This is a genomic window from Rathayibacter rubneri (assembly GCF_023743255.1).
In the GTDB taxonomy this organism is placed as follows: Bacteria; Actinomycetota; Actinomycetes; order Actinomycetales; family Microbacteriaceae; genus Rathayibacter; species Rathayibacter rubneri.
On record NZ_JAMRYM010000175.1, the window covers coordinates 1 to 3,304 of the forward strand.

Consider the following 3,304-nt stretch of genomic DNA (forward strand, 5'->3'; position numbering starts at 1 on the left):
CCCTCAGCCCGTGCACCGGGCGATCACCGTGCTCGACGCGCTGCGCTCGCCGCGGCAGCTCTCGCGCGAGGTGCTCGCCGGCATGGTGACGACCCTCGCCCTGGTGCCCGAGGTGATCTCGTTCTCGGTCGTCGCGGGCGTGGACCCGATGGTCAGCCTGGTCTCGTCGATCGTGCTCGCGCTCACCATGTCGATCCTCGGCGGGCGGCCGGGGGTGATCACGGCGGCGGCCGGATCCGTCGCGCTGGTCATCGCGCCGCTCGTGAGCGAGCACGGGGTGGAGTACGTGCTGCCGACGGTGATCCTGGCGGGGGTGATCCAGATCGTGTTCGGACTCGCGGGCCTCGCGCGGCTGATGCGGTTCATCCCGCGCTCGGTGATGATCGGCTTCGTCAACGCGCTCGGGATCCTGATCTTCCTCGCGCAGGTGCCGCACGTGATCGGGGTGCCCTGGGTCGCGTACGTGCTCTTCGCGGTGACGATCGCGATCATCCTGGTGCTGCCGCGCTTCACGAGGGCGGTGCCGGCTCCGCTCGTCGCGATCGTCGTGGTGACGACCGCGGTGATCGTCGCCGGGCTCGTCGTGCCCGACGTCGCCGACGAGGGACCGCTCACCGGTCAGCTCCCCGGGATCACCCCGTTCCTGGTGCCGCTCACGCTCGAGACACTGCAGCTGATCCTGCCGACCGCGCTGAGCGTGGCGTTCGTGGGCCTCATGGAGACGCTGCTGACGGCGAAGCTCGTCGACGAGATGACGGACACCCCGTCGCACAAGGGCCGCGAGTCGTGGGCGCTGGGCGTCTCGAACATCCTCGCGGGCTTCTACGGCGGCATCGCGGGCTGCGCGATGATCGGCCAGACCGTGCTCAACGTGAAGACGGGGCGGGCGCGCACCCGCGTCTCGACGATCGTCGCGGGCGTGTTCCTCCTGGCGCTCGTCACCGGCCTGAGCCCGCTGATGGGGCGGATTCCGATGGTGGCGCTCGCCGCGGTGATGATGATCGTCGCGATCACGACCGTCGACTGGCACAGCCTCCGCCCGTCGACGCTGCGGCGGATGCCGCTCCCCGAGACGCTCGTGATGGTGGTCACGGTGGTCGTCGTGGTGGCGACCGACAACCTCGCGCTCGGCGTGCTGGTGGGAGTGGTGCTGGCCATGATCCTGTTCGCCCGCCGGGTCGCCCACGTGATCGCCGTCGAGCGGGTGGTCTCCGAGGACGGCGGGTCGGTGCGCTACGACGTCACCGGTCCGCTCTTCTTCGGCAGCAGCAACGACCTGGTCGACCGCTTCGCCTACGCGGACGACCCCGCGCACGTCGTCGTCGACCTTCAGCACGCGCAGATCTGGGACGCCTCGACCGTCGCGGCGCTCGACTCGATCGAGACGAAGTACCGCGACCGCGGGGCGACCGTGTCGATCGAGGGTCTGGACGAGCGCAGCACGGGCTTCCACCGCCGGCTGACGGGTCGCCTCGGCTCCTGACGGGCGACCCGGCGAGCGGACCGGCGTCCGACGGCAGGGGTCAAGCCCCTGGGGTCGCGCGCCCGGAGCCGCTGGGATGGTCGGGAACGGAAGGAGCACCATGTCGACCGAACCCTCCCGCGAGGAGCTGCCGCTGCCCGACTGGAACGACATCCCGCTCGGGACGCTCGCGGAGCGCATCCGCTCCCTGGACGAGAGCGGCGTCACGACGCTGCTCGAGTACGAGGAGGCGCACGGCGACCGGGCGCCCGTGACCACGATCCTCCGCTCGCGTCTCGCGCACCTGCGCGAGGGCGCCGAGCCGGCCGGCCGCGTGCCGGACGTGCTGCCGGAGGTCTCGCAGGGTTCGACGGGCTCCAAGGTCTCGCCCGCCACCTCCGGACCGCCGATCAACCCGCCGTCGCACGGCGACCCGACCAACCCGGCGCAGCCGCGCTGAGTGCACACGGTCCGCTCAGTGAGGCTTGCCAGAATGGGGGGCAGCCGATGACGGCGACCGGACGAGGGAGCAGTACCCGGACAGCGACAGGACTGACTCGGTAGGAGTCGTCATGTCCTGGATCGTCCTCGTCGTCTCGGGAGTCCTCGAAGCCGTGTGGGCCACCGCGCTCGGCAAGTCGGAGGGCTTCACCCGCGTGGGCCCCACCGTCGTCTTCGGCGTCGCGGTGGTGGCCAGCATGGCCGGGCTCGCCTCCGCGATGCGCGAGCTGCCCACCGGCACCGCCTACGCGGTGTGGGTCGGGATCGGGGCCTCGCTGACCGTGCTCTACGGCATGTTCTTCGGCGGCGAGGGCTTCTCGCTCGTGCGCACGCTGCTGGTGTTCGGCATCGTGGCGTGCGTGATCGGGCTGAAGGTCCTGCACTGATCCGCGAGATGCCACTCCGGTACACGACGCGCCGAGGGAGGCGTGCCGAACCGGCACCTCGCTGTGCGTTCCGCGGGGTGGTTGCAGTGGGGTGCGCGGTGCTCGTAGGCTCGTGGCATCAGGGGAGAACGATCGTTCTACTGCTCTCCCCGTCTTCTTGAGGAGGAACCATGCCCACTCGTTCTGCACGCACCGCCTGGAACGGCTCGCTCGAAACCGGCGAGGGCCAGGTCGAGCTCTCGAGCTCGAAGCTCGGCACCTACGACGTCTCGTTCCCCAAGCGCGCCGCTGATGACGCGAACGGCGCCACCAGCCCCGAGGAGCTCCTCGGCGCCGCGCACTCCGCCTGCTACGCCATGCAGTTCTCGGCCGTGCTCGGCCAGGCCGGCGGCACCGTCGAGGCCCTCGACGTGCGCGCCGACGTCTCGCTCGGCCCGGACTCCGCGGGCGGCTTCAAGCTGACCGGGATCCACCTCGTCGTCAGCGGAGAGGTCTCCGGCATCGACGAGGCGGCCTTCCTGAAGGCGGCCGACGAGGCCAAGGCCACGTGCCCCGTCTCGAAGGCGCTGACCGGAGTCGAGATCACCCTCGACGCCACCTTCGAGAGCTGAGCCCCGGCTCCACGCACTCCGAGCACCCCGTCGCGCACCGCGGCGGGGTGCTCGTGCGTCCGCCCCCTGCTCGCTGATCGAGTAGCCCGCGGAGCGGGCGTATCGAGATCCCTGTCTGCGGGTGGTGGTGGGTCTCGATACGCCCCTGCGGGGCTACTCGACCAGCAGGGGGGAGGAGGCGGGCCTTTCCCCTCCTCGTTGATCGAGTAGTCCGCGGAGCGGGCGTATCGGTGATTGCCTTGGTGGTGTCGCGGGGTTCTGACTCGTCTGCGTATCTGACGCGCCTGGCCGTGCTGTCTGGATCTCGAACTGTCGAACCCCGCGACACCGTTTGAAGCGTCCGG

At 70.6% G+C, this 3,304-nt stretch carries 4 protein-coding genes and 1 riboswitch; all 4 genes read left to right on the top strand.

Translation table 11 applies throughout. From position 1 onward, the window contains the following. Positions 1-10: 10 nt before the first annotated feature. The 4 genes from NB037_RS18995 to NB037_RS19010 all read left to right on the top strand — a co-directional run bounded on the left by NB037_RS18995 (position 11) and on the right by NB037_RS19010 (position 2,960). Positions 11-1,483, top strand: coding sequence for a SulP family inorganic anion transporter (locus NB037_RS18995; protein ID WP_251948555.1), 1,473 nt, complete (start codon positions 11-13; stop codon positions 1,481-1,483). A gap of 100 nt (positions 1,484-1,583) precedes the next feature. After that, positions 1,584-1,922: a DUF8129 domain-containing protein gene (locus NB037_RS19000; protein WP_251948551.1), complete on the top strand. Its 339-nt coding sequence runs from the start codon at positions 1,584-1,586 to the stop codon at positions 1,920-1,922. A gap of 38 nt (positions 1,923-1,960) precedes the next feature. Next, a riboswitch (guanidine-III (ykkC-III) riboswitch) is annotated at positions 1,961-2,024 on the top strand. 10 nt (positions 2,025-2,034) lie between these two features. Continuing rightward, positions 2,035-2,349: a DMT family transporter gene (locus NB037_RS19005; protein ID WP_251948553.1), complete on the top strand. Its 315-nt coding sequence runs from the start codon at positions 2,035-2,037 to the stop codon at positions 2,347-2,349. A 170-nt stretch (positions 2,350-2,519) separates the two neighbouring features. Continuing rightward, the gene (locus NB037_RS19010; RefSeq protein ID WP_077222948.1) at positions 2,520-2,960 is read left to right on the top strand and encodes an OsmC family peroxiredoxin; all 441 of its coding nucleotides are present in this window, start codon (positions 2,520-2,522) and stop codon (positions 2,958-2,960) included. Positions 2,961-3,304: the final 344 nt, after the last annotated feature.

Coding starts and splice junctions, on each gene's coding strand:
- NB037_RS19000 (WP_251948551.1), top strand. CDS start 1,584: ATGTCGACCGAACCCTCCCGCGAGGAGCTGCCGCTGCCCGACTGGAAC.
- NB037_RS19005 (WP_251948553.1), top strand. CDS start 2,035: ATGTCCTGGATCGTCCTCGTCGTCTCGGGAGTCCTCGAAGCCGTGTGG.
- NB037_RS19010 (WP_077222948.1), top strand. CDS start 2,520: ATGCCCACTCGTTCTGCACGCACCGCCTGGAACGGCTCGCTCGAAACC.